Annotated in this window: 22 protein-coding genes; 16 read left to right on the top strand and 6 right to left on the bottom strand. The window is 64.0% G+C overall.

The genetic code is table 11. The features are described 5' to 3' along the window. The first annotated feature begins 15 nt into the window (after positions 1–15). Genes folP through AABD04_RS01530 form a run of 3 tightly spaced genes read left to right on the top strand, consistent with a single transcriptional unit; the run spans position 16 to position 2,727 of the window. The gene (gene folP / locus AABD04_RS01540) at positions 16–918 is read left to right on the top strand and encodes a dihydropteroate synthase (protein WP_423228109.1); all 903 of its coding nucleotides are present in this window, start codon (positions 16–18) and stop codon (positions 916–918) included. Between the two features lie 19 nt (positions 919–937). Continuing rightward, complete coding sequence (locus AABD04_RS01535; protein WP_341439969.1) at positions 938–1,348, top strand: glycine cleavage system protein H; 411 nt, start codon at positions 938–940, stop codon at positions 1,346–1,348. Next, the gene (locus AABD04_RS01530; protein WP_341439968.1) at positions 1,345–2,727 is read left to right on the top strand and encodes an L-serine ammonia-lyase; all 1,383 of its coding nucleotides are present in this window, start codon (positions 1,345–1,347) and stop codon (positions 2,725–2,727) included. The genes AABD04_RS01535 and AABD04_RS01530 overlap by 4 nt, the downstream gene beginning before the upstream one ends. Before the next feature lie 143 nt (positions 2,728–2,870). Here AABD04_RS01530 and purU read toward each other — a convergent pair whose 3' ends face one another. From purU to AABD04_RS01515, 3 genes are all read right to left on the bottom strand, one after another. Continuing rightward, on the bottom strand, positions 2,871–3,719 hold the full coding sequence (gene purU / locus AABD04_RS01525) for a formyltetrahydrofolate deformylase (RefSeq protein WP_341439967.1): 849 nt from the start codon (positions 3,717–3,719) through the stop codon (positions 2,871–2,873). A gap of 25 nt (positions 3,720–3,744) precedes the next feature. After that, positions 3,745–6,210, bottom strand: a complete 2,466-nt coding sequence (locus AABD04_RS01520; RefSeq protein WP_341439966.1) for a GcvT family protein — start codon at positions 6,208–6,210, stop codon at positions 3,745–3,747. Positions 6,211–6,387: 177 nt separating this feature from the next. Next, on the bottom strand, positions 6,388–7,902 hold the full coding sequence (locus AABD04_RS01515; protein ID WP_243611019.1) for a BCCT family transporter: 1,515 nt from the start codon (positions 7,900–7,902) through the stop codon (positions 6,388–6,390). 491 nt (positions 7,903–8,393) lie between these two features. On the opposite strand from AABD04_RS01515, the gene AABD04_RS01510 reads away from it, so the two are divergent. From AABD04_RS01510 to AABD04_RS01485, 6 genes are all read left to right on the top strand, one after another. Continuing rightward, positions 8,394–9,479 (top strand): S-(hydroxymethyl)mycothiol dehydrogenase, encoded by a 1,086-nt coding sequence (locus AABD04_RS01510; RefSeq protein WP_341439965.1) that lies wholly within the window; start codon positions 8,394–8,396, stop codon positions 9,477–9,479. A gap of 401 nt (positions 9,480–9,880) precedes the next feature. After that, positions 9,881–10,243: a bifunctional 3-phenylpropionate/cinnamic acid dioxygenase ferredoxin subunit gene (locus tag AABD04_RS01505; protein ID WP_032405160.1), complete on the top strand. Its 363-nt coding sequence runs from the start codon at positions 9,881–9,883 to the stop codon at positions 10,241–10,243. Then, positions 10,240–11,403, top strand: a complete 1,164-nt coding sequence (locus AABD04_RS01500; protein ID WP_341439964.1) for an NAD(P)/FAD-dependent oxidoreductase — start codon at positions 10,240–10,242, stop codon at positions 11,401–11,403. Before AABD04_RS01505 ends, AABD04_RS01500 begins: the two co-directional genes overlap by 4 nt. A 97-nt stretch (positions 11,404–11,500) precedes the next feature. Next, positions 11,501–12,652, top strand: coding sequence for an aromatic ring-hydroxylating oxygenase subunit alpha (locus AABD04_RS01495; protein ID WP_243594420.1), 1,152 nt, complete (start codon positions 11,501–11,503; stop codon positions 12,650–12,652). A 41-nt stretch (positions 12,653–12,693) separates the two neighbouring features. Continuing rightward, positions 12,694–13,386: a GntR family transcriptional regulator gene (locus tag AABD04_RS01490; RefSeq protein ID WP_341439963.1), complete on the top strand. Its 693-nt coding sequence runs from the start codon at positions 12,694–12,696 to the stop codon at positions 13,384–13,386. 60 nt (positions 13,387–13,446) lie between these two features. Beyond that, on the top strand, positions 13,447–14,250 hold the full coding sequence (locus tag AABD04_RS01485) for an IclR family transcriptional regulator (protein WP_243594422.1): 804 nt from the start codon (positions 13,447–13,449) through the stop codon (positions 14,248–14,250). Here the strand turns inward: AABD04_RS01485 and AABD04_RS01480 are convergent. Next, positions 14,220–15,095, bottom strand: a complete 876-nt coding sequence (locus AABD04_RS01480; protein ID WP_341439962.1) for a bifunctional methylenetetrahydrofolate dehydrogenase/methenyltetrahydrofolate cyclohydrolase — start codon at positions 15,093–15,095, stop codon at positions 14,220–14,222. The two genes, AABD04_RS01485 and AABD04_RS01480, sit on opposite strands and share 31 nt — an antisense overlap. 111 nt (positions 15,096–15,206) lie before the next feature. Here AABD04_RS01480 and AABD04_RS01475 point away from each other — a divergent pair, with 111 nt between their 5' ends. The 3 genes from AABD04_RS01475 to AABD04_RS01465 all read left to right on the top strand — a co-directional run bounded on the left by AABD04_RS01475 (position 15,207) and on the right by AABD04_RS01465 (position 16,672). After that, complete coding sequence (locus AABD04_RS01475) at positions 15,207–15,665, top strand: hypothetical protein (RefSeq protein ID WP_341439961.1); 459 nt, start codon at positions 15,207–15,209, stop codon at positions 15,663–15,665. Between the two features lie 184 nt (positions 15,666–15,849). Beyond that, the gene (locus tag AABD04_RS01470) at positions 15,850–16,128 is read left to right on the top strand and encodes a hypothetical protein (protein WP_341439960.1); all 279 of its coding nucleotides are present in this window, start codon (positions 15,850–15,852) and stop codon (positions 16,126–16,128) included. Between the two features lie 124 nt (positions 16,129–16,252). Further along, the gene (locus AABD04_RS01465) at positions 16,253–16,672 is read left to right on the top strand and encodes a nuclear transport factor 2 family protein (RefSeq protein WP_341439959.1); all 420 of its coding nucleotides are present in this window, start codon (positions 16,253–16,255) and stop codon (positions 16,670–16,672) included. Positions 16,673–16,691: 19 nt separating this feature from the next. Here AABD04_RS01465 and AABD04_RS01460 read toward each other — a convergent pair whose 3' ends face one another. Then, the gene (locus AABD04_RS01460; RefSeq protein WP_243594453.1) at positions 16,692–17,354 is read right to left on the bottom strand and encodes an IclR family transcriptional regulator; all 663 of its coding nucleotides are present in this window, start codon (positions 17,352–17,354) and stop codon (positions 16,692–16,694) included. A 217-nt stretch (positions 17,355–17,571) separates the two neighbouring features. On the opposite strand from AABD04_RS01460, the gene AABD04_RS01455 reads away from it, so the two are divergent. From AABD04_RS01455 to AABD04_RS01440, 4 genes are read left to right on the top strand one after another with little or no spacing between them, the layout of a single operon-like run. Beyond that, positions 17,572–18,396, top strand: coding sequence for an SDR family NAD(P)-dependent oxidoreductase (locus AABD04_RS01455; protein WP_341439958.1), 825 nt, complete (start codon positions 17,572–17,574; stop codon positions 18,394–18,396). Continuing rightward, entirely contained in the window at positions 18,389–19,828 is a 1,440-nt protein-coding gene (locus AABD04_RS01450; protein WP_341439957.1) for an FAD-dependent oxidoreductase, read from the top strand. Before AABD04_RS01455 ends, AABD04_RS01450 begins: the two co-directional genes overlap by 8 nt. A 23-nt stretch (positions 19,829–19,851) precedes the next feature. Continuing rightward, positions 19,852–21,183 (top strand): MFS transporter, encoded by a 1,332-nt coding sequence (locus AABD04_RS01445; protein WP_341439956.1) that lies wholly within the window; start codon positions 19,852–19,854, stop codon positions 21,181–21,183. A gap of 11 nt (positions 21,184–21,194) precedes the next feature. Continuing rightward, a complete protein-coding gene (locus AABD04_RS01440) occupies positions 21,195–21,977 on the top strand; it encodes an SDR family NAD(P)-dependent oxidoreductase (RefSeq protein ID WP_341439955.1) in 783 nt (260 codons plus the stop codon). Between the two features lie 20 nt (positions 21,978–21,997). On the opposite strand, the gene AABD04_RS01435 is transcribed toward AABD04_RS01440, so the two are convergent. Continuing rightward, a complete protein-coding gene (locus tag AABD04_RS01435) occupies positions 21,998–22,588 on the bottom strand; it encodes a GNAT family N-acetyltransferase (protein WP_341439954.1) in 591 nt (196 codons plus the stop codon). Positions 22,589–22,603: the final 15 nt, after the last annotated feature.

Here is a 22,603-nt window from a genome sequence, read left to right as displayed (position 1 = left end):
CGCGCGAGAGAAGAGGTGACCGCAGTGCTCACGACCGTCTCCACAGCTACACGGGCAGCCGATGCCCGCGATCGACTGCTGGCCCGACTGACGACCCTACATCCCGTGGTCTGCGGAATCGTCAACGTCACCCCGGATTCGTTCTCCGACGGTGGGATGTTCCTGGACTCGGATCGTGCTGTGGCGCATGCACTGTCGATGGTCGACGAGGGAGCGGAGTTGCTCGACATCGGCGGTGAGTCGACCCGGCCCGGGGCAATCCCACCCACCGTCGACGAGGAGATCGCCCGAGTCGTACCGGTGATCGACGCCCTGTCCAGACGCACCTCGACACCGCTGTCGGTCGACACCTCACGCCCCGAGGTGATGCGGGAGGCGGTGCGCGCCGGGGCGAGCGTCATCAACGACGTTCGCGCCCTTCGCCTTCCCGGTGCACTGGCCGCAGCAGCCGAGCTGGGCGCCGCCGTGTGTCTGACGCATATGCAGGGCGAACCGTCGACGATGCAGCACTCCCCTCGCTACGGCGACGTCACCGAGGAGGTGTGCGAGTTTCTCGAAGAGCGGGCCGCCGAATGCATCCGGGCCGGGATACCGGCGTACCGCATTCTGGTGGATCCGGGGTTCGGATTCGGCAAGACCCTCGAACACAATCTGCAACTGCTTCAGGGCCTTCGAACGCTCACCTCGGGTGGCAGACCGATCATGGCCGGTGTGTCGCGCAAGGGGATGATCGGTGCCATCACCGGCCGAGATGTCGACGGCCGACTCGCCGGATCACTCACCGCCGCAATCATCGCGGCTCAGAACGGGGCGTCACTCCTGCGGGTCCACGACGTCGCCGCCACCATCGACGCACTGGCCGTTCTCCGGGCAGTGCGTTCGCTCGACGTAGTGCTCTCACCCCAGGTCAACCCATGACGAATGCCGAGGCCACCTCATGACTGCATCCCTCTCCTCCGCCCGCCGGCTCTTCAGCACCGAGCACGGCTGGATGGCCGTCGACCCGTTCGGCTCACCCGCCCAGACCCCGAGCCGAGTGGGAGTGACACCTGCGGCGTTCGACGGCGCGGCCGACGTTCTGAGCGTCGACCTCCCGGCAGTACGTGCCGTGCTCACCGCAGGTGAGGCGTGCGGCACCATCCACACCTCGGCCGGATCCGTCACGGTGTACGCCCCGGCGAGCGGCTTGGTCACTATCCTCAATCCCGTTGTACAGGAGGATCCCTCGATCGTGGCCGCCGATCCACTCGGTGCCGGCTGGCTGTACGCCGTCCTGACTCCCGCCGCCGCGTCGTTCGAAGCCCTCACCACGCGCGAGCCTACCGACGCAGTTCGGGTGGACTCATGACCATCAGTGTGTTCGACCTCTTCTCCGTCGGAGTCGGCCCCTCGAGTTCGCATACCGTCGGCCCGATGCGCGCGGCCGCTCGATTCGTCGACGATCTGCACACCATGTCTGCCTTAAAGGACGTCCGAGAGGTGGCGGTGGACCTGTACGGCTCGCTGGCCGCGACCGGAGCAGGACACGGCACCATGACCGCCGTACTGCTGGGTCTGGAAGGCTTTGCACCCGAGAGTATTTCGACCCAGATCATGGAAGAGCGTCAGGCATCGATGGCGGCCACCGGTCGCATCGTCTTCGGTGGTCACCGCGAGATCGACCTGGCGGTCCACGACATCGTGCTGCATCCGTTGACGGTACTGCCGTTCCACCCCAACGGAATGAAGCTGACTGCACGCGCGGCGGATTCGACCGAACTGCACACCGAGATCTACTTCTCGATCGGTGGGGGCTTCGTGGTCACCGAGGGCGAAAGCGTCGAGGCCGTCGCACCCCTCGCCTCGGCGAACGGATTCGGGTCGGCCAAGGAACTGCTCCAGCTCTGCGAGCGGCGACGCTGCAGCATTAGTGACGTCATGACCGAGGTCGAACTCGAACGCCGGACGCACGACGAGATCCGGGACGGGCTGCTGCACATCCGTGACGTCATGGTCGAGTGCGAGGTTCGCGGCATCTCTCGCGACGGCTACCTTCCCGGCGCGCTCGGAGTGCGGCGTCGAGCACGCGACTGGTTTCTACGGCTCGCCGCCGAGGATCCGCACCGCTCGAGCGAATTCGCCGAGGACTGGGTCAATCTCGTCGCACTGGCGGTCAACGAGGAGAACGCATCCGGCGGCCGAATTGTGACAGCACCCACCAACGGCGCGGCGGGCATCATCCCGGCCGTGCTGCACTACGCCACTCGCTATACCGCCGCAGGGGTCGCCGACCCCGACGGCAGCACGGTGCGCTTTCTGCTCACCGCCGGCGCGATCGGATCGCTCTACAAGGAGATGGCATCGATCTCGGGAGCCGAAGTGGGCTGCCAGGGCGAGGTGGGTTCGGCTGCCTCGATGGCCGCCGCCGGTCTGGCCGAGGTGCTGGGCGGCACACCGGAGCAGGTGGAGAACGCGGCCGAGATCGCCATGGAACACAGCCTCGGTCTCACGTGCGACCCCATCGGCGGGCTGGTGCAGATTCCGTGCATCGAACGCAATGCCATCTCGGCCGGCAAGGCAATCAATGCGGCACGGATGGCGCTGCGCGGCAACGGTACTCACCGCGTCAGCTTGGATCAGGTGATCGAGACGATGCGCTCCACCGGGGCCGACATGCACTCGAAATACAAGGAAACCTCCAGCGGCGGTCTCGCGATCAACGTGCCGGTCAGCTTCGTGGAGTGCTAGAGGGACAGAACCTCACACCCTTTTTCGAGGGTGCGCGCTGATTCTCCGCACAGAGAACCAGCGCGCACCCGGCAGAAAGGGTGTGAGGTTCACACGCAAGGGGCCCGTACCGATTCCGGTACGGGCCCCTCGTGTGTGTCGGCTCAGCTGAAGATGACCGTCCGGTGTCCGTGCAGCAGAACGCGATTCTCGCAGTGCCAGCGCACCGCCCGCGACAGTGCGAGCGCCTCGGCGTCCTGTCCGACGGTGGCCAGACGAGACGGGTCATGGGTGTGGTCGATACGAATGACCTGTTGCTCGATGATCGGGCCCTCGTCGAGATCGGGGGTGACGTAGTGCGCCGTCGCTCCGACCTGCTTGACGCCCCGGTCGAAGGCCTGGTGGTAGGGCTTCGCGCCCTTGAAGCCGGGCAGGAAGGAGTGGTGAATGTTGATTGCCTTACCGTGCAACGCTCGACAGGTCTCGTCGGAGAGCACCTGCATGTACCGGGCCAGCACCACCAGATCGACCTCGTACTCGGCGACGAGGTCCAGCAGACGCTGCTCGGCCTCGGCCTTGGTACCCGGAGTGACGGGAACATGGACGAACGGCAGCCCGGCAGCCTCGGCCATCGGCCGCAGCACCTCGTGGTTGGACACCACGGCCACCAGTTCGCCGCCGAGATTCTGGGAGCGCCACCGGAAGATGAGGTCGTTGAGGCAGTGCCCCATCTTGGACACCATGACGAGTACGCGCGGCTGACTGCACCCGTTGAAGGTGTACATCATCGAGAATCGGTCGGCCACCTCCCGAAAACTCTCGGTCAGCTTCTCGATGTCGGTAGTGCGGCTGGCCACGAACGAGGTGCGCAGGAAGAACGAGCCGTCCGTCGAGTCGTCGAACTGTTGGTGTTCGGCGATGTCGCAGTCGTTGTCGAAGAGGAACGCACTGACGGCCCGGACGATGCCCGGCCGCTGGCCGCAGCTGAGCGTGAGGGTGAAGTTCTCGGTCATCGAATCTCCTGGTACTGGTGGGTCGTCAGCTGCGGATCTTGGCCATCTCGGGGTCGACGAGGGGCTCGGCCACGACGGTGGCAGACACGAGCCGATCGAAGTATCGAATCTCTACTGCTGCACCGGGTTCTGCGCTACCGGCAGGAACCCAGGCGTAGGCGATCGGCGCACCGACGGTATGGCCGAACGAGGCGCTGGTGACGTAGCCGGCGGGTTCACCGTCCACCAGGACGGGCTCGTGACCGAGTACCACCGACGTGCCGTCGTCGATCTTCAGGCAGACCAACTTCTTCGAGACGGTGTCGTCGGACATCTCGAGCACGGCGTCGCGGCCGCGGAATTCACCCTTCTGCGGGCGCACCGCGAAGCCGAGACCTGCCTCGTAGGGGTTGTGTTCGGTGGTCATGTCCGACCCCCACGATCGGTAGCCCTTCTCCATCCGCAGGCTGTTGAACGCAGCGCGCCCGCCGGCGATGATGCCGAACTCGGAACCGGCCTGCCACAACATGTCCCACAGTCGCTGACCGTAATCGGCGGTGGTGTACAGCTCCCAACCCAGCTCGCCCACGTACGACAGCCTCATCGCAGTCACGGGCACTCCGCCGATCCGAACCTGCTTGCAGCGGAAGTACTTGAAGTTCTCGTTCGAGAAGTCGTCCTGGGTCAGCTTCTCCACGACGTCGCGGGCGTGCGGACCCCACAGACCGATGCAGCACGTGGAGCCGGTGATGTCGTCGACGGTGACGCTGCCGTCACTCGGCGCTTCGCGGCGGAGGTAGTCGTAGTCGAGGTTGCCGTTGGCACCGACCTGGAATTCGTCGGCCGACAACCGAGCGACGGTGAGATCGCTGCGTACGCCGCCCTTCTCGTCGAGAGCCAACGTGTACGTGACGGCTCCGACGGTCTTGTCCATCTTGCCGGACGTCAATCCTTCGAGCAGGGCCAGCGCACCGGGGCCGCGCACGCGCAGCCGCTTGAGCGGGGTCATGTCGTACATGGCGACGGCGGTACGGGTCTTCCAGGCCTCGGCCGCGGCGATGGGCGAATGGAACATCGATGCCCACTCGTCACGCTTCGGCGGCTGCCACTCGGCCGGAAGCTGCTGCACCAGATCGGCATTGGCCTCGTACCAGTGCGGGCGCTCCCACCCGCCGCCTTCGAGAAACACGGCACCGAGTTGATGCTGCCGCGCATTGAAGGGGCTGACCCGAACGTCACGCGGGGACATTCGCGGCTGCGAGGGATGCAGGACATCGTAGATCTCGACGAAGTTCTGCTGCGAGGTTTCGCTGACGTACGCGGGATCGAGTTGGAAGTCCTCGAAGCGGTTGACGTCGCATCCGTGCAGTTCCACCTCGGAGCGTCCGTCGACCAGCAACTGCGCGATGGCCCTGCCGACTCCGGCCGAGTGCGTGACCCACACGGCCTCGGCGATCCAGAAGCCCTTGACGTCCGGGGACTCACCGAGCAGCGGTCCGCCGTCCGGTGTGAACGAGAAGACTCCGTTGAATGCGTGATCGATCTTTGCGGTCTCGAGGCAGGGCAACAGCAGCTTGGACTGCTCCCACGACGGGGCGAAGTCCTCCTGCGTGAAGTCGAGCATGGACGGCATGGCGTGGTCGGACACACTGTCTCCGCCGGGCAGGGTCCTGGTGTCGACGGGCATCGGTCGGTGCGCGTAGCTGCCGATGCCGAGACGGTCGACGTGCTCGCGGAAGTACAGGTCCTGATCCTGGTGACGAAGAATGGGCATGCCGGCCTCGGCCGCTTCGGTGTTGCGTCCCACCAGTTCCGGGATCTGATCGGTCTTGGCGTACTGGTGCGCCAGCGGCAGCAGCGGCACCTTCATGCCGACCAGTTCGCCCACATCGGGTCCCCAGAAGCCGGCGCAGGACACCACGATGTCGGCCTCGATGACGCCCTGGTCGGTCGCCACACCGGTGACTCGACCACCCGTCTGTTCGATACCGACGACCTTGGTGGAGCCACGGAAGACCGCTCCGCGCGATTCTGCGCGACGGGTCAGTGCCACCACAGCGCGCGACGCCTTGGCGAGTCCGTCGGTCTCGACGTACAGACCGCCGAGAACACGCGAACGGTCCAGCAGCGGATGCAGTTTGGCGCATTCGGACGGGTCGATGACCGATCCTTCGATGCCCCAGGACGTGGCCCACCCCTGCTTGCGATGCAGGTCGGCCAGTCGCTCCTCGGTGGTTGCCACTTCGAGACCGCCGAGCTGGTTGAAGCACCATTGCCCGTCCACCTCGAGGCCCATGAATTTCTCGACGGTGTACCGGGCGAGTTCGGTCATCGTCTTGGACGCATTGGTCTGGAAAACCAGACCCGGTGCGTGCGAGGTGGATCCACCCGTGAGAGGGAGCGGCCCCTGATCCAGCACGGTGATGCGATCCCAACCGCGTGCGGTGAGCTCGTCGGCCACGTTGGTACCGACGATGCCGGCGCCGATGATGACAACTCTCGGTGAACCCATGGTGGTCCTTCCGTATCGGGGTGGAGAGATGGAGCTCGGCCGGGACGATCGACGGCCTGCACGACAACTAACCATAGATTGATATATCAAGAGTATGGGCAGGGGTGATCGAGGTCAACCCCCGAAATACCGAAGGCGCGGGACGCGTGTGTACGCGCCCCGCACCACCGGCTCACTTCATTTGTCGGACTTCACTTTCGGCGGAGCCTTGGGACTCTTGACGATGAACGGGTCGCTCGTGACGTCCTTGTACAGCGAGACACAGGTACCGATCATCACCAGCACGAACGGTGCCGCCACGATGATGGTCATCGTCTGCAACCCGTTGAGGGCGTCCGATCCTCCCGTCCACAGCATCAGGATTGCGATGCCGCCGGTGACCACGCCCCAGAAGGCGACGACTCCACGGGACGGATCCAGGGTTCCTCGTTGCGACAGGGTGCCCATCACGATCGAGGCGGCGTCGGCTCCACTGACGAAGAAGATGCCGACCAACACCATCACCAGCACCGACGAGATGCCGGCCAACGGGAATTGACCGAGGACCGCGAACAGCTGCGATTCCGGCTTACCGAGGGCCACCAGGTCTTCGGTCCCCTTCTGCTGCTCGCCGATTGCGGCTCCACCGAAGATCGAGAACCAGACCAAGCTCACCGACGTCGGAATGAGAATGACGCCGATGACGAACTGGCGGATGGTGCGGCCACGACTGATGCGAGCGAGGAACATACCGACGAAGGGGGTCCACGAAATCCACCAGGCCCAGTAGAAGATCGTCCAGGACGAGAGCCAGGACTCGGTCTCGGGACCACCGGATGCCGCCGACCGCGCCGACATTCCGGCGATGTGCGCGGCGTAGTCACCGAGGGTGGTGGGCAGCAGGTTCAGGATCAACACCGTCGGTCCCAGGACGAACACGAACACCGCGAGCAGCAGGGCCAGCACCATGTTGATGTTGGACAGCCACTGAATTCCCTTGGAGATTCCCGATACTGCCGAGGCGACGAACGCGAGCGTCAGGATCGCGACGACAGCCACGAGCAGAAGCGTCCCCGCTTGGTTGACCCAGCCGAGAACCTCGATACCCGAACCGATCTGGAGTGCGCCGAGGCCGAGGGATGCCGCGGTGCCGAACATCGTGGCGAAGATCGCCAGAATGTCGATGACCTTGCCGATGGGGCCTTCGGCGTGACGGCCGATCAGCGGGATGAACGAGGAGCTGATGAGCTGCTTGCGGCCCATCCGGTAGGTGCCGTAGGCGATCGACAATCCGACCACCGCGTACATCGACCACGGGTGCAATCCCCAGTGGAAGATGGCCGTCGAAAGCGCCGTTCCCACAGTCGAATCGGTGATTCCGGGCGGCGGGGTGACGAAGTGGGTGAGCGGCTCGGCCACTCCCCAGAAGATCAAGCCGATCCCCATGCCGGCGCTGAACATCATCGCGATCCAGCTGACGGTGTTGAATTCGGGCTTCTCGCCGTCCTTGCCGAGCGGAATCTTCCCGTAGCGACTGAGCGCGAGCCAGATCGCGAAGATCACGAACCCGGTGGCCGAGAAGATGAACAGCCAGCCGACGTTCGTCACCACCCAATCGAGTACGGACGCGTTGACGGACTTCATGTTCTCGGTGCCGAGGATGCCCCACGCCAGAATGGCGATCACGATGGCGGCAGTGACACCGAAGACCACCTTGTCGGTACGCGGCTTTCCCCCGTCTCCGTGGTGATAGACCTCGAGTGGGCCGTAATGGTGGGGCGCATGTTTCTCGGATGACGCGACCCGAGGCTTGTCGACCCGGGGTTTGCTGTTCGTTGTCACATCGTTCTCCCTCCGGCTCTCGCCGAATAGGTGTGTCGCCCGTGCACGCAGCGTGGGTGGTCGGATGGATACGCGACTCGTTGCTCTCTGCGCAACTTGAATTTGCTGGAACCCGAACAAGACTGGGCCGACCCAGGGGCGATGTCAAGAGATGGCCATCCATTGCAGGCTCATCAGCACGGCTTACGGAAACCGAACAACGCTGTGAACTGCAGTTACACAGGCAGGCTTTCCGAAAGATGTCCGAATTCGATACTCGTATTTAACATTTCGCACTGCCTGGTAACTGATATATTAATGCAATCCCAAGTGCCGCCAGCGGCTTCGATGCCGTTCCTTCCCCTACTTCAGGAGTACCAACCATGCCGCAGCAGGTCCGCGCCGTCGTCGCCAAGAGCAAGGGCGAGCCCGTCTCGATCGAGACGATCACCATTCCCGATCCCGGCCCGAACGAGGTCGTCGTGAAGATCCAGGCGTGCGGGGTGTGTCATACCGATCTGCATTACCGCGAGGGCGGCATCAACGACGAATTCCCGTTTCTGCTCGGACACGAAGCCGCCGGCATCGTCGAGACGATCGGCGATCGCGTCGAGCACGTCGAGGTCGGCGACTTCGTCGTCCTGAACTGGCGTGCCGTGTGCGGGGAATGTCGAGCCTGCAAACGCGGCACCCCGTGGTACTGCTTCGACACCCACAACGCCGCCCAGAAGATGACCCTCGACGACGGCACCGCACTGACCCCTGCTCTGGGTATCGGAGCGTTCGCCGAGAAGACCCTCGTCCACGAGGGCCAGTGCACCAAGGTCGACCCCGACGCCGATCCTGCCGTCGTCGGACTGCTCGGCTGCGGGGTCATGGCCGGGCTCGGGGCCGCGATGAACACCGGCAACGTCTCCCGCGGAGATTCGGTCGCCGTGATCGGGTGCGGTGGTGTCGGTGATGCCGCGATCGCCGGAGCCCGCCTGGCGGGGGCGTCGACGATCATCGCCGTCGACCGCGACAAAGGAAAACTCGACTGGGCCCTCGAACTCGGAGCCACCCACACCGTCGACTCCTCCCTCGTCGACGCCGTCGAAGCGGTGCAGGAACTCACCGGCGGGTTCGGCGCCGACGTGGTCATCGACGCCGTCGGTCGCCCGGAAACCTGGACGCAGGCCTTCTACGCCCGCGACCTCGCCGGAACCGTGGTGCTCGTCGGCGTACCGACACCCGAGATGACCCTCGAGATGCCGCTGATCGACTTCTTCTCCCGCGGCGGCTCGCTCAAATCGTCCTGGTACGGCGACTGCCTGCCCGAACGCGACTTCCCACAGTTGGTCGATCTGTACCAGCAGGGCCGGTTGCCGCTCGAGAAGTTCGTCACCGAACGCATCACCCTCGACGACGTCGAAGCCGCGTTCGAGAAGATGCACCAGGGCACCGTCCTGCGTTCGGTGGTGATCCTGTGAGCGGGACATTCCGTGTCAACACCGCACACGGCAACCGAACCCGCATCGGCGACGAGGCACCACACCTCGAAGAATGGATCGCCCGCGGCAGCTGAGCCCTCTGATATATCAAGCATGTCAGTAACTACCCGGCGGTAGCGGAGAATCGGCGCTGCGCACAGGCCCGTGGACCCCCTGTGCGCACCGCCGAGCCGGGGTCACCTCGCACCGCACGAGCACGTCATTGCGCATGCTAAACACGTGCTCAGCTGGTACAACGCGTAGTTTGTCCGCTTCCGGTTACGTCGTGTTTCGCAGGAGTGAAAAGTGCTGTCACCTATTGACACGCCCCTGTGTGAATGTTCACACTATTGTTGCGTCCAGTAAGACGTGTTCCGCATAGCGATACAGGAAGGATCTGGATGCTCAAGGTGTGCCCTTTGGCCGACCTCCCCGGCGGCGAAGCTCTACGCGTCGACACCACCCCACCAGTGGCGGTGTTCCACACCGAGGACGGTGAGCTGTTCGCGATCGACGACACCTGTACGCATCAGGACGCGTCGCTCGCCGACGGCTGGCTGGAGGGATGCGCGGTCGAATGCCCGCTGCATGCGTCCACATTCGACCTGCGCACAGGAGCAGTCGATGCTCCGCCCGCGAAGCTCCCGGTGCGCACTCACACCGTTGTCGTCGACGACGGTGTGATCTACATCGAGCTGAGCACCGCGACTCCCAATCTTCCGCCCGACGTTCGCAGCCGGCTGGCCGCCGAGGGACATTCATGAAGAGCGTCACCATCGTTGGAGCATCCCTGGCCGGTCTGTGCTCTGCCCGGGCACTGCGGGCGACCGGGTTCGACGGCGCGGTCACCATCGTCGGCGCCGAGAGCCACCGCCCCTACGACCGCCCTCCCCTGTCGAAGGAATACCTCGCAGGCGACGTGGACGTGAGCACTCTCGCACTCGAGCCGGAGGACGAAAACCTCGATGCCACCTGGATTCTGGGCCGTACAGCCACGGCACTCGATCCATCGCGTCGAACCGTCACCCTCGACGACGGTGCCGAACTCACCTCCGACGGCGTCATCCTGGCGACCGGCTCGCGCGCGCGGTCGCTTCCCGGTACCGAGCACCTCGCGGGGGTGCACGTGTTGCGCACGATCGACGACGCCGATCGGTTGCGGGTGGAGCTCGCGCCGGGAGCGAAGCTGGTGGTCATCGGGGCCGGCTTCATCGGAGCCGAAGTGGCCTCCACCGCAAGGAAACTGGGCCTCGATGTCACCGTCGTCGAAGCCGCCCCGTCACCGCTCGCCGGGCCACTCGGCGCGCGACTGGGTAGCGCGGTGGGCAATCTGCACCACGAGAACGGCACCACGTTGATCTGCGGCACCGCCGTCGACGGACTGACCGGCACCGACCGAGTGACCGGCGTTCGGCTCGCGGATGGCCGACTCCTCGACGCAGACGTCGTGGTGGTCGGCATCGGCGGCATTCCGAACATCGAGTGGCTCGGCACCAGCGGACTCGCACTGGGCAACGGAATCCTGTGCGACGGCGGCGGCGCGACCGCTGTGCCCGGAGTGGTCGCCGTCGGCGATTGCGCCGCGTGGCTCGATTCGACCGGGACCCATCGACGAGTCGAGCATTGGGCCGGTGCGTCCGAACGCCCCACCGTCGCGGTGGCAACGCTGCTTGCGGGCAGCTACGGCGGCCAACACGTCAAACCCCCGTACTTCTGGTCCGATCAGTACGGTTCTCGCATTCAATTCGCCGGCACCGCAGGCCCGGACAGTGAATGCACCATCGAGGAGGGCTCGCCCGAGGTGGGCAGCTTTCTCGCCGTGTACCGATCCGACGGATTTCCGGTCGGCGTACTCGGTGTCAATCAAGTCCGGTTGTTCACCCGCTGGCGCCGTCAGCTCTCGGCACCCGCTCGAACAGTCTGACACCACCGTCGTTCCGGATGCTTCACCCGTCGTATTACTTTATGCCAGTTGACGTCTCGTCACCGACCCACAAGGTCGGCCACGTACGGAGGACCCCTTGACCACCATTCCCGACACCACTGCCCCCGCAACGCCTCTCCCCCTGCCCGAAAGTTTGATCTCCACTCTCCCGGGTCGCTACTACACCGACCCGGCGATCTTCGAGCTCGAGCAGGAGAAGATCTTCGAAGAGCTGTGGATCTGCGCGGTTCGCGCCGCGGACCTGGACAAGCCAGGCGCTTTCCGGACCGTACAGATCGGCCGGGAGAGTGTGATCGTGACTCGGACGCGAACCGGTGCCATCAAGGCCTACCTCAACGTCTGCGCTCACCGCGGAGCGCGAATCTGTATGGAGGACAAGGGCGAGGTCAAGCGATCGTTCCAGTGCCCGTACCACGCCTGGACCTACGACCTCGACGGAAAGCTCATCGCCGCACCGAATCTCACCAAGATGCCCGACATCGACCGGGTTCGCTACGGTTTGTCGCCGGTGGCCGTCGAGGAATGGCTCGGATACGTCTGGGTCAACCTGAGCGACAACCCCGCATCCTTCGACACCACGGTGGTGCAGGACATCCGCGATCGACTCGGCGACGTCGAATCCATCGACCGTTACAAGATCGAGGATCTCGGCCTCGGCAGGCGGGTGAGCTACGACGTCAAGGCCAACTGGAAGCTCATCATCGAGAACTTCATGGAGTGCTACCACTGCGCCACCATCCACCCCGAGCTGACCGAGGTACTACCCGAGTTCGCCGACGGCTACGCCGCCCAGTACTACGTGGGCCACGGAGCCGAGTTCGGAGAATCCGTAAGGGGATTCACGCTCGACGGCTCCGAGGGGCACGACGCCTTCCCCGGGATCGCACCCGAACAGGACCGGCGCTACTACGCCATCACCGTCCGACCGCAAGTGTTCGTCAACCTCGTCCCGGATCACGTCATCATCCATCGGATGTATCCGCTTGCCGCCGATCGCACTCTGGTGGAATGCGATTGGCTGTATCTGCCCGGTGTCGTCGCATCAGGACGGGACTTACAGCACTCGGTGGAATTGTTCCACCGCGTCAACCTGCAGGACTTCGAGGCGTGCGAACGCTGCCAGCCCGCCATGAGCTCACGGAAGTACCGTGACGGCGGTGTGCTGGTGGGTAGTGAACACCACATCGGCATCTTCCACGACTGGTTGAAGAATCGCATCGAGGGCTGATCGCCCCTGTCGCATTCTCGGTGCCGATAGACTCGGTGACCATGAGTGTCGAGGTCGCGTCGTCCAGCAACCCCGGACCGTCGGGGGTGCCGGGCGAACCGGCGGCGACCATGGCCGACGTCGCCTACTCGGCAGTTCGCGACAAGCTGATCAAGCTGGTGATCAAGCCGGGTGAAGCTGTCGTCGAATCGGCATTGTCAGCCGAGCTCGGCGTCGGCCGCACCCCCGTCCGGGAAGCGCTCAAACGCCTCGAATACGAACGACTCGTCATCTCGCACGCTCGGCGCGGCACTTTCGCGACGTCGATCGACGTCGCCGACCTGGGCGACATCTCCGAGATCCGGCAGCGGCTCGAGCCGCTGGCCGCAGCCAAAGCCGCCACCGCGGCAACAGCAACTCAGCGCCAGGTTCTGTTGGGCATGGCCGACCGCACCGAGGAGTTCGAGGTTGCGTCACCCACCCAACACGATCTGATCACGTGGGATGCGGAGGTGCATCGCACCGTCTACCGGCTGGCAGCGAATCCGGTTCTCGAAGATGCCTTGATCCGCTACAACAACTTGGCCACACGGATCTTCTGGTTGTTCATGGATCGACTGCCCCCACTGGCCGACCATGTGGGTACTCACGCCGAGCTGTTGCGGGCCATTGCGGCCGGGGACTCGGAGAATGCCGCGACCATCGCCCGAGCACACGTGACCGAGTTCGACGACGCCGTTCGGGCCGTCATCTAGACCTCACCGCCCCAGGGGGCGTCCCACCCGGTGAATGTCCGGTTACGTATAGTCGCGAAGGTGGCAACCGACGATTCGACACGTGCCCCGGAGGGCGGCGTCCAATCCGTCGACCGCGCATTTCGAGTGCTCGAGGTCGTGGCACGGCTCGGGGAGGCAGGCGTGAGCGCCATCGCCGCCGAGATCGGCGTGCACAAGTCGACGGTGTCGCGGCTGCTCGCGTCACTCGAAGAACACGACATGGTGATGCAGACACACAACCGCGGCAAGTATCGGCTGAGCCTCGGGGTTCTTCGGCTCGCTGCCGCCGTACCCGAGCGCCTGGAGATCACCGAATACGGCCACGCCGTCTGCGAACGTCTCGCCGGAAAGCTCGGCGAAACCGTGAATATCGCTGTGCTGCGGGCGAATACGGCGGTGCACCTCGATCAAGCACGTGGACCCAGCTCGGTAGGAACCCACAACTGGATCGGGGAGCAAACTCCCCTGCACGCCACCGCGAGCGGCAAGGTGCTACTTGCCTCTCTGGATGCCGATACCCGGCAGACGGTGGTCGACTCTCTCGACCTCCATCGGTACACCGAACACACGCTCACCACCACGGCCGGCCTCGTCGCCGAACTCGACGCTGCCGATTCGCTCGGTTATGCCGTGGTGGTCGAGGAGTTCGAGACCGGACTCAATGCCATCGCTGCCCCGATCCTGGACTACACCGGAAAGACGACCGCGGCGCTGAGCGTCTCCGGTCCGGTGTATCGCTTCGACGAAACCAGAATGCGGGCCATCGTCCCCGACGTACTGGCCGCCACGGCGGAGATCAGCGAGAAGATGGGCTACCGCGAGTCCTTCATTCCCTCTGCCTGAGCCGCTTCCGCACATTCCACCACGTTCGTCAGCAGCATGGCCCGCGTCATCGGACCGACGCCGCCGGTCGCTCCACTGAGCCGCCCCGCGATCTGCTCGACGCCGGGGTGCACGTCACCGAGAATGCCCTCGACGGTGCGGGTGATTCCCACCGACAGCACCGTTGCCCCGGCACTGATCCAATCCGGTTGCACCAGATGCGCAACACCCGCCGCGGCGATGACGACGTCGGCGGCGCGCGTGTGCGCGGCGGTGTCCACGGTTGCTTCGTGGCACATCGTCACCGTCGCGTGTTCGCTTCGACGCGTGAGCATCAACCCGAGCGGTCGCCCGACGGTGATACCGCACCCGATGATGCAGAAGCGTGCGCCGGTGATCGGAACATCATGGTGGCGAAGCAGTTCCACTATCCCGCGCGGCGTGCAGGGCAGCGGTCCGTCCATGCCGAGCACGAGCCGACCCAGATTGGTCGGATGCAGTCCGTCGGCGTCCTTGCGTGGATCGATCAGCTCGATCACCCGATGGGTGTCTATGTGTGGGGGAAGCGGCAGCTGGACGATGAAACCGGTGCACTCGGGATCGTCGTTGAGGGCGTGCACGGCGTCTTCGATCTCGTGCTGGCTCGCGGTCGCGGGCAACCGGACCTGAATCGAATGCAGTCCCACCTCGGCGCAGTCGCGATGCTTGGCCGCGACGTAGGAACGACTACCCGGATCGTCGCCTACCAGAATCGTGCCCAGACCGGGCCGAATTCCGTGCTGCGCCAGCAGTTCGACGCGGTGGCGCAGATCGTCCTTGACGACCGCGCTGACCGCCGTCCCGTCGATCTTGAGCGCTGTGGTCATACTGTGGTTCCTCGGGTCTTCGATGTCGTGCCTTCTGGTATATCAACTGTCGGTCAGGGTACGGCGCGTTGGTGCGGCCGGTCAAGAGCACTGATGTGGGAGGGTCGAGCCATGGAGCCCCTGCAGCCGATGCGGCCGGTCGACGTGCAGCACGACGAGCGAGAGTCCGCACCTCCCTGGAAGGTGTTTTGCGCCTATGCCGGCGGCCCGGCGCTGTACCTGGCTTCGATGTGGATCGACGGAGGTCACGAGTGGGCCGTCGTCGCCGGGGTCTGCATGCTCGCGATCGGAACCGCGCTCTCCATCGCTGCGGCGCGGCGGGTTTCACGAGAGAACGCGGGACGACGTATCCCGTGGATCGGACTCCCGCCGGTCCGGCCCCGCAAGATCGACCTGCTGGAAAGCGTCGGCGCGTCGATGGCGTTGGCCGGTGCACTGTTGGCGGCGAACAACCTGTCGATTCCGTGGCCGATATCGCTGCCGATCATCGGCTTCGCCTTCATAGCGGTGCCCCTGACGACACAGGCATGGCACAACCATCGGGTCCGTAGGAGCACGCCCAACCTCTGACGGCCCGGTCAGGTGCGAAGTTCGACGTCATCACTCCGGCGGCCCCTCGACTGTTCGAACGAAGCCCGATCCCGGATCGAACCGGGGCGCAGGGCAATGGATCTCTACTATGGAGGCGTCTTTGTCGGCAAACTGTGGAAACGGGCCGGAACGGTGCTTCGACGATGGACCGAGAAGGAGAACGGTGAAACGTAAGTCCCCTTCTCAGTCGATGTTCCGCGACGGCGCTGGAAGCCTGGCGTTGGTGGCGGGCATCATGGCGGTCATCTGCGCGTTCGTACCGTTCATCGGCGACTTCGTGACCATCCCGACCGGAATCGTCGCGGTGGTCAGTGGCTGGATCGGTCTCGGCCGCGCGGTGGAAGGCGATGCATCCAACGGCCGGGAGGCGGTGATCGGTGCGGCACTCGGTGGTGTCGGATTGTTCATCGTGTTTCTGACATTCGCAGCATCGTCCATGTGATCTCACGGCGAACTGGGAATGCGAGAACCGCGGACATACCCTGACTCGACTGCCGAACGGATCGAAACGTAACGTCGCATCGATCCGCACCATCCGTGCGAATAGCGCACCGAAGGAGACGCTGATGCCCGAACCGGACTCGACAACCGTTGCCGAGGTTCAACTCCTGTACGGCAGGCAAAGCCACGCAATCGATTCCGGACGCGCGACGGAGTGGGCAGAGACATTCACCCCAGACGGCGTCTTCGATTCGCCCAGTTACCCCGAACCCGAGGTCGGTAGCGACCAGCTGACCGCCTTTGCCCAACGCTTCTTCGACAGCGCGGCCGACGCGAACGAGAGGCGTCGGCACGTCATCACGAACATTGCCGTCGATCTCGTGAGCGTCGACGAACTGACAGTCGACTGCTACCTCCAGATCATGGCAACACCACGCGGCGGCGAGACCCGGCTCGTCCGATTCACATCGGTCCGGGATCATGTTGTGCGAGTGGATAATCGGTGGCGTATCCAACACAGGACCGTGTCTCGCGACGACGCATGACACGACCCCCAACCACCGGCTAACGAAGCAAACGCCCCAACCGTGCCGCCGCTGCGACGACGGCCGCACCGAGTTCCTCTTCGTCGTCGATCTCGAACACCGACGCACCCACACTCGCCATGGCGTCTCCGCGGCGACCCGGCACCACGGCGGACACTCCGCCGACCGATGGAATCACTTCGCCATGGGTGACCGCATATCCGATGCGTCGCGCCCTCGCCACTTCAGCACGCTCCCCATCCGCCGGGGGCAAGGATGCGAGCATCGCCAGGCCGGCAGATCCTCGATCGATCGGATCGACCTGCCCCCCACGAAATGCCACGTGCACCTTCGCGCCTCGTGGCTCGACAACCATCAAAGCCCGGACCTCCGTCGAATTTTCGCGAACGACAAGATGGACGGTCGCTCCCAGCTGATCCGCCAGTTCTTCGAGAACGGGGCGCGCCACGGTTCGCAGATCTTGTTCGACGGGTTCGGCGAGTGCCACCAGCCCGGCCCCGAGCGAAATGCGCTTGAAGTCGTCTCGCCGGCACAGATGATGAGCCTCGAGCGTGCGAACCAGCCGGTGCGCGACGGTGCGGTGCACCCCGATTCCGTCGGCGATCTCGGTGATCGACAAGCCGTTCGGATGTTCGGCCAGTAACTCGAGCACGGCAAGGCCGTGGTGCAGCGTTTTGGACATCCCAGAATCGATGGCCACGGAGTGACTGCCGTCCGTGCGGCGTGGATCGGTGTCGGTCATGAAGCGCCCCCTATTGACGAGTGTGAAGTGGACCACCTACAGTTCGACGTGAATCGCACACCGCGTGCGATTATCGCACAAAAGCTGGATTGCCGCAAGCTGTCCCTTCGGACCGCTTCGCAGGCCCGATCACGATCTTTCGCACGAGGAGAACGCCATGAACAACCCCAATCCAGGACGCGTCGTCGATCGCACGATGACTGCGGTCTACCCCGAACTGCCAGGCAAGGTTGCTGTTGTCACGGGGGCCGCTCAGGGAATGGGATCGGTGTTCGCCAAGGGACTTGCGGCGCGCGGTGTACATGTCGTCGGTGCCGACATCAACGACGCTCGAATGAAGGAAACAGCGGAGCAACTCAACACGGAGCTGGCCACCGACTCCTTGGTCGAGCAACCCGGAACGATCATCGGTGCGCGAGCCGACGTCACCGTCGCCGATGATCACGAGGCTCTCGCCCGAACTGCGCTGGCCGAATTCGGGCGGATCGACTTCTGGATCAACAACGCGGGGATCTTCCCGTTCGCGTACGCCGCGGACATCACCCCCGAGCAGATAGGTGCCACGCTCAGCGTGAACGTCGAAGGCGTTCTGTTCGGTTCGCAAGCAGCAGCGCGCCATATGCGCGACGGTGGCGCGATCGTCAATATGTCCTCGGTATCCGCGCTTCGCGTCCGTAAGGGTCGCGGTGCCTACTGCACGTCCAAAGCGGCCGTTGCCCACCTGACGGAATCCCTTGCCGTCGAGCTCGGAGATGTGGGCATTCGCGTCAACTCCATTGCACCTGGCTACATCGACACCGAGATGACTCGGTGGGTGCAGGAAGATCCCGAAGCGCTGGCCAAGGCACTCGATTCCGTTCCCCTGCATCGGCTCGGCGCACCGGAAGAAGTCTTCGGGCCTCTCCTGTTCCTGCTGTCGGACAGTGCTCGTTACGTGACCGGGCACAGTATCGCAGTGGACGGTGGGTCGCGACATGTCTGACACCGACTACGACGTCATCGTCATCGGCGGCGGCGGCGCGGGGCTTGCCGCGGCAGTCACTGCAGCGGAGAACGGTGCGTCCGTCATTCTTTTCGAGGCGCGCAAGGAACTGGGTGGATCGACGGCGCTGTCAGCAGGATTGTTCACCGCTGCAGCAACAAGCGTGCAACGCGCCCTCGGAATCGACGACAGCGCAGAGAAGTACTTCCAGCACTACATGGATCTCAATCAGTGGATGCTCAAACCCGGCCTGATCAGAACCTTCTGCGAGCAGGCAGGACCTACACTGGAGTGGCTGCTCGAACTCGGATTGGACATCCCCGCAAAGACTTCCGGCAACGCACACCAACCAGGCCTGAGCCAGGCTGGCGTCGAAGACGTCTGGAGGGGGCACGTTCCGAAGGACCAGGGATTCGGCCTCGTCCAGGTTTTGGACGCTGCACGCCGCAGGCACGGAATCGAGGTCGTTCTCGACACCCGCGTGCAGGCGCTACTCACCGAGAACGACCGGGTCGCGGGAGTCGTCGCCGATGATGTCGAACTCCGTTCTGCGGCAGTCGTCGTGGCCTCCGGTGGTTTCGCTCGGGATCCCGAGCTGGTCGATATTCATTTTCCAGCTGCCAACCGGGCCGGCTCCGATCTCTTCGTCGTTGCTGCCGAGGGCAGCCGCGGTGACCACATTCGCTACGCGCCGTCGGTGGACGCGTCCATAGCAGGTCACGGGTGGGGACTCATGCTGCCCACCGTCTACTTTCAGCGCTACCACCACTGGCAGTCGGGATTTCCCCCGAAATCACGTATTCACGTGAACGCCGCGGGACGTCGATTCATGGACGAGGACGCCTCGTACGCGGTCTCGACCGGAATCATCGACGGTCAGGGTGGCTCCGCCTGGATGATCTTCGACGACAACGCTCGACAGAATCTGCCTGCGGGATATGCCGATTGGGCCCCCGACCGTATCAAGGACGAGGCAGACGCCGGCCGGACGCTTCGAGCATCCACCCTCGTTGAGCTTGCCGAACTCATGGCGGTGCCCGCCGCGGCCCTCGATTCCACGGTCGAGCGATGGAACGCGCATCTGCCCCACGGCGAGGACCCCGACTTTCTGCGCCATCGGACACTCGCCAACAAGGGCAGTATGTCGAATCCCGAATCCATCGAGACCGCCCCCTTCTATGCCGCACGAATCCTCCCCGCCGAATTGGTGTGCACACATGCAGGTTTGGAGATCGATTCCGATTCCGCCGTGCTGACAACTCGCGGCACCCGCGTACCCGGTCTGTTCGCTGCAGGCGAGGCAGGAGCGGGAGTTCTCGGACAGCGCTACGTCGGTGGCGGTAACGCTGTCGCCAATGCACTCACCATGGGCCGGATTGCCGGTCGAAACGCCGCCCTTCACACCGTCGATGCACAACCACTGACGGCCTGACCACCCCGACCTCGAGGACACCGATGACTACGAACGATCGCGCCGTGCAGCCCGAGTCGGATGCACGAGCCCCCAGCACGAACCCGAAACAATCTCCCCTGACAGTGATCCGGGCCGCCGTCGTCGGAACCGTCGTCGAGTACTACGACTTCGGCATCTACGGCTACATGGCCACCACCATCGCCGCGCTGTTCTTCGTGTCCGACGATCCGACGGCCGCCCTTCTCGGCACGTTCGCGGCGTTCGCCGTTGCCTTCTTCCTTCGGGTTCCGGGCGGAATCTTTTTCGGACACATAGGCGACAAGTACGGCCGCAAGAACGCACTGTCCTGGACCATCCTGCTGATGGTGGTCGCCACCGCCGGAATCGGATTGCTCCCGACATACGTCACTCTGGGAGTGTGGGCCACCTCGGTTCTCGTCCTGTGCAGGTGCCTACAGGGATTCGCTGCGGGTGGTGAGCTCGGAGGGGCGAACGCGTTCGTCTCCGAGTCTGCGCCGACGCGGTGGCGTGCGACCCAGACGTCGATGGTCAACACCGGAACCTACATCGGATCATTGCTCGCCTCACTGTGCGCACTGGCACTGAACTCGGTGTTCACCGACGAACAGATCCTCTCTTGGGCATGGCGAATCCCGTTTCTGCTCAGCCTCGTGATCGGCGGCGTCGGCATCTGGATAAGAAGCCGTCTGGACGACACCCCGGAGTTCAAAGAGCTCGAGGACAAGGGCGAGACCAAGAAGCTCCCCATCTCGGAGCTACTGAGCACCTCGGGCGGCAGCGTTGTGAAAATCATCCTGCTCGGTGCGCTCATCACCGGTGGCTACTACATCGCATCGGTCTACGCCGCCACGTACCTCAGGACCGAGGGCGGCCAGACTTCGCAAGCAGCTTTTCTGTCGACCTCGCTCGCGTTGGTTCTGGGAGTGATCACTCTGCCTGTTTCGGGTTACATGGCCGACAGATTCGGGCGGAAGCCCGTCCTGTTCGCGGGTAGCTTCGCGGCCATCGTTCTCGGTGTCCCGATGTTCATGATGATGGCCGGCGGCACGCTGTGGCAGGCCGTCGTCGGGCAGTCGGTGTTGTTCATCGCGGTGTCCGTCGTCAACGGTGCCTCGTACGTCACCTACGTGGAAATGCTCAAGACCTCGGTGCGGTACACAGGCCTGGCCTTGGGCAACAACACCACCAACATGTTGCTGGGTGGCACAGCACCTTTCATCGCCACGTACCTGATCTCACTCACCGGAAATCCGCTCGCACCCGCTGGCTACTTCGTCTTCTGCGCCGTTATCACCTTCGCCACGGTCTTCTTCGTGACCGAGACGAAGGGGACCGAACTGAAAACAGAGTGAGAGGCCCTCGTATGAACTTCGCGAACAAGACGATCGTGGTGACCGGCGCAGGCAGCGGCATGGGCCGAGTCGAATCGGAAATGCTGGCGTCCCAGGGAGCCAAGGTGTGGGTCACCGATATCTCTGAGGCCACAGGTGAAGCGGTGGTGAAGAGCATCCTCGATTCCGGCGGTCAGGCAGAGTTCTACCAGCTCGATGTCACCGCACCGGACTCGTGGACGGCACTGGCGAAAACCATCGAGTCATCGGATGGTGACCTCGACGGACTGGTGAACAACGCCGGTGTCAGTCACCGAACGGGCATCGAGGACACGACCGTCGACGACTGGCACCGCGTCATGAACATCAATCTGAGCTCGGTGTTCTATGGAATGAAAGCTTGTGTGCCACTTCTCAAACGGGGTGGTGGTGGTTCGATCGTCAACGTGTCGTCCATCGCTGGAATGCTCGGCTACTTCGCTGCAGGATACGGTGCCAGCAAATGGGGAGTGCGTGGCCTGTCGAAGGTAGGAGCACTCGAATTCGCCGAGTACGGAGTTCGAGTCAATTCGATCCATCCCGGCCTGGTCGACACACCGTTACTGCACTCCGGCTCAGGGGATTTCGTGGAGACAAGCCTGCAATCGGTACCCGCTGGGCGTGTCGCCGACGCCGAAGAAATAGCGGAATCAGTCGCGTTCCTGCTGTCGGATTCATCGCGGTACATCACCGGCACAGAAATCGTCGTCGACGGTGGCCTGACCTCCGGCGGGATCTACCACCGCATCACCAATGAGTTGAAGGCGAAGAACTGACACCTGGCACGTGGCGACAGCTATCGGCGCAACATAGCCCACACTTCGGGGCCATCATCGGGGAGTTGCACCGACCCGGTCACTCGGAATCCCAACCCTGCATAGAAGTGGAGATTCGCTGTCGAGGACGTCTCCAAGTAAGCCGGACACCCTTCCTCCCGGGCCTGCAGGAGGCCGGGTGCGAGGACGGCGCGCCCCAAGCCCTGCCCTTGCACGGATGGATCGACGCCTACCGTCGCCAACAGCCACACCGGCTCCGACGGCTTCAACGATTCGGTGGCTTCGTCTGCTCTTCGCGCGATATCGATGCGATCACCGTGCAGTTGCTCGATGCGTTCGGCGACGGACTCGAATGCTTCGCCTACCCCAACCGAGAACGGGGTGAGCCACACCGCAACGGCCGCAACGTCATCGGAGACCCATACTCGACCGCATTGCAAGCCGATGACGTCGAGATAGATAAGCTGCAGTGATGCCACCCGCTCGTGGTGATCATCGGCCGCGACGGTGTGCCGAGTGAACGGATAGTCCGAGAAGGCGCGGCCCAGAGACCGAGCAGCGCGGTCCACGTCCGCCGGAACTGCCGGTCGGATTGTCTGCTTCGCATTCACATACGGGAACTCTAG

This window comes from Rhodococcoides navarretei, from assembly GCF_038069675.1.
In the GTDB taxonomy this organism is placed as follows: Bacteria; Actinomycetota; Actinomycetes; order Mycobacteriales; family Mycobacteriaceae; genus Rhodococcoides; species Rhodococcoides navarretei.
Note: the sequence above shows the minus strand (reverse complement) of the source record. Positions and strands in the feature narration are given on the sequence as shown.